The following is a 4,925-nucleotide window of genomic DNA, read 5'->3' on the forward strand; positions in this document are numbered from 1 at the left end:
TCCGGGCGCCGAACCGGTAGCTGAACGACAAGGCGACGAACACGGCGGCGAGTGCCGCCAGCCAGCCCAGCAGGGCGCTGCCGGATCCGGTGGTCACGGCGCGGTCGATGATCACACCGATGACGACCGGTACCAGAGCCTCGCCCGTCTGGTGGCCCGCGGCCAGGACGGAGGCCCCGGCCACACGGCGGCGCTGTCCTTTGAGGGCGCCCCGCAGTACGGCGCGTCCAGACGCGCTCACGAGGCGGGCCCGGTGCGCGATATCCGATGATCCCGTCTCCGGCGGCCGGGCATCGCGGCGCGCATAGGGGTCCTCCTCGGTTCGGGACGGCGTCCAGTAAAGCAAGGCTTGCCTAACAGGGCAACTCCGGGAAGTCCCGAGAGCGCGGGGTCCCGACGGTCCGCCGGGGCGGGACACGGCCCCCGCGCGGGCCCTGGAACACCGGCCGGTACCCTTCCCCGATGGCTGTGACACGCGATCTCCGGGCCCTCTGGCCCGCCGGGCTCACCGCGTCGGCGCTGTGGGTCGGCTGCTCCCACGCCCATGACCTCCTGGGCGGTATCGGCCCGCAGTTCAACCGCGTCCTCGGTTACGCGGTGCCGCGGACGATCCCACCGGCGCTCTGGGATCGGCCCTCTCCCTGGCCCCTCCTGCTCGTGGCCGCCTCGACCGCGGTCCTGCTCGTGGCCTACCTGCTCGTCGCCTCGCTCATGCCCACCGGGCCCTCCGTGCCCCGCGCGCACCGTCTCCCGGCCCTGTGGTTCGCCGCCGTCGCGGCCGGGGCCATCGCGAGCCTGACGGCTCTGGCCGGGGTGGTCGCGGCGGACCCCGCCATGGACTCGGTGGCGTTCGCCGTCCTCGCCGACGAGGCCCCCTTCACGGGGGCCTACTGGGGGCTGCTGTGGGGATGGCTGCCCGCGCTCCTGGCCCGGAGGGCTCCCGGCGCGCCTCCCCCGGCCTCCGGTGAGGCGGCGACCGACCGGATCGTCCTGGCGGTCCTGCTCGTGCTGACCGCGCTCCTGTCCGCCGTCGTCTCCGCCGCGGGCGCGCGCGACTTCCGGGAGCGGCTCGGCGAGCAGTTCCCGGAGCGGGGCGCCCAGGACACGAGCGACTCCCCGGCGCCCGAGGCCACCGCGTCCGCCGAGACGGAGCCCGTCCCGCTGCCCGAGGTGGCCCCCGGAGCCGCCGAACCCGACCCCGCCTGGTGCGGACCGGACCAGAGCACGCTGCGTCCGGAGGGCCGCCCGGTCTCCGCGACCGGCCACCGGGGGCTCCCGGTGCGGCTCACGAACGACTCCGACGAGCCCTGCGTCCTGAACGGCTATCCCGACGTGGCCTTCGCGGACGAGAGGGGGGAACTGCCCGGGGTGACGGTCGTGCGGGGAAGGTCCTTCATGGCCGAGGACGCCGGTGCCGTGGAACTGAGCGTGCCGCCGGGCGGCACGGCGGAGTTCGTGCTCGGCTGGGACGCGATGGCCACGGCGGGCGCGCGCGTCGCCTCTGTCCTGTACGTCGCGCCGCACGCCGGGATGGTCCGCGAGTCCTGGCCGGTCCCCACCGACATCGCCGAGGGCGGCGAGGTCGCCGTGACGGCGTGGCGGTTGGTGACCGTCGACTGAGGTCCTAGGCCCTCGGGTTGCGGGCCAGGACGAGGTCGGTGAGCTCCTGGCTGGGGAAGTCCATCACCACGACCCCGGTCCGGTGCGCGGTCGAACCCCGCAGGTGGTCCAGGGCGTGCTCGTTCACCCCCCACAGGCCGAACGCGCCCCAGGCCACCTCGCGCGGGTTGGCCCACGGGGCGCCGCTGCCGCTGAGGTGGTTGACGTACAGGATGTCCTCCGGACCCGAGGCGGCGGCGCCGAAGTGGGCGCGCGCCTTCTCCCACTTGTCGGGGATGTCGAACAGGGTGGGCACCCGGTAGTCGTCCTGGATGTCGAGGGCGGGGCCGTTCCACCGCACGCCGTAGTCGCGCGTGGCCGCGAAGTCCTGCACGATCACGATCCGTCCCCGCGCCTCACCCAGGCTGGGCACGCGGTCGCCGCCCCGCTCCCCGGGAACCCACAGGTGCGCGGCGAGCAGGTCGCGGGTGTCGGGGTCGTGCTGTATGTAGTGGTCCAGGGTCTCCTCGTAGGTGCGGGTGTTCTCCTCCTCCGTGTGCTCCTTCTTCATCCGCATCAGCACCGTCTCGGCGGGGTGCCTTGCGAGGAAGGCGCTGACGTCGCGCACGACGTCGGTGAAGTTGAGGTGCAGGTACTCGGCGCCGTGGTGGATGGTGAACGCGTCCCGGTAGTGGCGCGTGCGCACGTCCAGGAAGCGCACACCGGAGTCGAGCTGGCCGGTGAGCGTCAGGTCCTGCGTACGCGACCACACGCTGCCGGTCCACGCGCCGCTGTCGTGCGTTCCGGGCAGCGACATCGAGGTCACAGGGGTGGTGTCGGGCAGGCGCCCCATCCAGGAGGTGCGCGTGGCGGCGGCCGGGGCCGCGGACGCGGGCGGGGGAGCGGCCAGGAGGCCGACGGCGGCGGTCAGCGCGGCGCCCAGCACGGCGCGTCGTCGGGGGATGGACGGCATGGGGGGTGTCCTTCGCCGGTGGGGGACGGGCGGACCGCGCGGTCCGCCCCGGTCGCCGTCCACCCTGGCACGCGTCGGGGCCCGTGGCCATCCTCCCTACGCGTGAAGGAGGGGGAGGGCGCGAGGCCGGGGTGATCGCCGAGGCCATGCCGGGCTCGGCCGAGGTCGCGCGGCGGCCCCCGGCCACGGTCGTGTCGGTCGGCGCCCCGGTGTCAGGCGGAGGGGGTGCGCTCGCCGAGGGCCAGGGCCGTGGTGGCGGTGACCAACTGGTCGAGGCACGTCCGCTCGGCGGCCTCGTCCGGCTCCGCCAGGTGCTGGTTGATCATCCCCTCCAGCCCGCAGAGGAGGAAGCGGGCCACGGACTCGGCGGGTGCGGCGAACGTCACCCCGTGCCGGCGGGCGATGGCGGTCAACAGCTCCGCGGCCACCGCGTACATGTTGGCGTTGTGCTCGGCGATGGCGGCGCGCAGCGTGGGGTCCCGCAGGGACTGGACGCACAGTTCGATCCACAGCAGCTTCTCCGCCGTGTCCTCGCGCACGTCGCGCCACAGCTCGGCGACGGTGTCGGCGACGTCCTCGCGAAAGCTCCTCCCGCCCGTCCGCTCGGCGGTGGGCCGGATCCGTTCCACGACCCGGCGGCTGAGTTCGTCCATGATCGCCCGGGTGAACTCGGCCTTGGAGCCGAACACGTAGTGGACGGTCATCTGCGCCACGCCCAGCTCCGCCGCGATCGCCCGGGTGCTGCCCGCCGCCGCCCCCTCCCTGGTCATCAGGTCGATCGCCGTGTCGATGAGCTGGGAGCGCCGTTGCGCCGCGGGGACGTGTGCCATGGCGCCCATCGTACCGAGAACCCCGCCCCTACTTGTCACCGTGACTTGGTCATGTAACTTGGTCATGCGACAAAGTCAGTCGCATTCCTTGAATCCGAAGGGGAACCCGTGACATCCACACCGACGCTCGCCCCGATTCCCGAGCCCCAGGGCCTGCCCCTGCTCGGCCACACCCTGGAGATCGCCGGACAGCGCGGATTCGTCGGCGGCCTGACCCGGATGCACCGGGAGGCCGGCCCGATCATCCGTGTCCGCGTGCCCGGGGAGGAGTTCCTCAGCGTGACCGGTGCCGACCTGGTGGCCGAGGTCTGTGACGAGACCCGGTTCCGCAAGGGCGTCCACGACGCCCTGCTGTTCCTGCGCACCATGGTCGGCGACGGACTGTTCACCGCCTTCAGCGACGAACCCAACTGGCGCAAGGCCCACGACATCCTCATGCCCGCCTTCTCCCTGGGGGCGATGCGCGACTACCACGACACGATGCTCGACGTCGCGCGCGGCCTGCTCGCGAAGTGGGACCGGGCGGGCGACGAGCCCGTCGACGTGGTCGGCGACATGACCCGGCTCACCTTCGACACCATCGGCCGCTGCGGCTTCGGCTATGACTTCGGCTCCTTCGACCGCGACGACCTGCACCCCTTCGTCACCGCCATGGCGGGGAGCCTGGGGTACGCGCAAAAGCGCGGCACCTACCTGCCCGGCACCGAACCCCTCCACGTCCGGGCGAACCGTTCCTTCCAGGCCGACGTCGCCTACATGAACACCACCGTCGACGAGGTGATCGGACGGCGCCGCCGGTCGGGTGACACCGACACCTCCGACCTGCTCGGACGGATGCTGCACACCCCGGACCCGGTGACCGGCGAACTCCTGGACGACGTCAACATTCGCAACCAGGTCATCACCTTCCTCATCGCCGGACACGAGACCACCAGCGGCGCCCTGTCCTTCGCGCTGCACTACCTCACCAAGCACCCCGAGGTCCTCGCCCGTGCCCAGGCCGAGGTGGACGCGCTGTGGGGCGACACCGACCGGCCCGAGCCCACCCACGCCGACGTGGGCCGGCTCCCGTACGTCCGCCAGATCCTCAACGAGTCCCTGCGGCTGTGGCCCACCGCGCCCGCCTTCTCCGTGGAGCCACTGGAGGACACCGTGGTCGGCGGTCGGCACCGCGTGGCCGCGGGCACCCCCCTCGTCGTCTTCATCCCCGGACTGCACCGGGAACCGGAATGGGGCGACAACGTCGAACTCTTCGACCCCGACCGCTTCACGCCCGAACGCGCCGAGGCCCGGCCCCCGCACGTCTTCAAGCCGTTCGGCAACGGGGAACGCGCCTGCATCGGCCGCCAGTTCGCCCTGCACGAGGCGGTCATGGTGCTGGGGCTGCTCATCCACCGCTACCGGTTCATCGACCACGCCGACTACGAGCTCAAGGTCAAGGAGACCCTGACCGTCAAGCCCGACGGGTTCACCCTGCGGCTGGCGCGCCGCACCGGAGCCGACCGTGCGCGGGCCGCGGCCCC

Annotated in this window: 4 protein-coding genes and 1 pseudogene; 2 read left to right on the plus strand and 3 right to left on the minus strand. The window is 72.9% G+C overall.

The features are described 5' to 3' along the window. Window positions 1-241: pseudogene (locus tag D471_RS36970) on the minus strand (ABC transporter ATP-binding protein); the annotation flags it as partial. Between the two features lie 221 nt (window positions 242-462). Here D471_RS36970 and D471_RS37970 point away from each other — a divergent pair. Further along, complete coding sequence (locus tag D471_RS37970) at window positions 463-1,620, plus strand: DUF4232 domain-containing protein (protein ID WP_026128232.1); 1,158 nt, start codon at window positions 463-465, stop codon at window positions 1,618-1,620. A 4-nt stretch (window positions 1,621-1,624) separates the two neighbouring features. On the opposite strand, the gene D471_RS0130090 is transcribed toward D471_RS37970, so the two are convergent. Both D471_RS0130090 and D471_RS0130095 read right to left on the minus strand, forming a co-directional pair. Next, window positions 1,625-2,572: a phosphatidylinositol-specific phospholipase C gene (locus D471_RS0130090; protein ID WP_017602047.1), complete on the minus strand. Its 948-nt coding sequence runs from the start codon at window positions 2,570-2,572 to the stop codon at window positions 1,625-1,627. 212 nt (window positions 2,573-2,784) lie between these two features. Further along, entirely contained in the window at window positions 2,785-3,402 is a 618-nt protein-coding gene (locus D471_RS0130095) for a TetR/AcrR family transcriptional regulator (RefSeq protein WP_026128233.1), read from the minus strand. A 108-nt stretch (window positions 3,403-3,510) separates the two neighbouring features. On the opposite strand from D471_RS0130095, the gene D471_RS0130100 reads away from it, so the two are divergent. Then, window positions 3,511-4,925: cytochrome P450 (locus D471_RS0130100; protein ID WP_017602049.1), on the plus strand; the 1,415-nt coding region annotated here is incomplete at its 3' end.

Origin of the sequence: Nocardiopsis lucentensis DSM 44048 (genome assembly GCF_000341125.1) — a bacterium.
Lineage (GTDB): Bacteria > Actinomycetota > Actinomycetes > Streptosporangiales > Streptosporangiaceae > Nocardiopsis > Nocardiopsis lucentensis.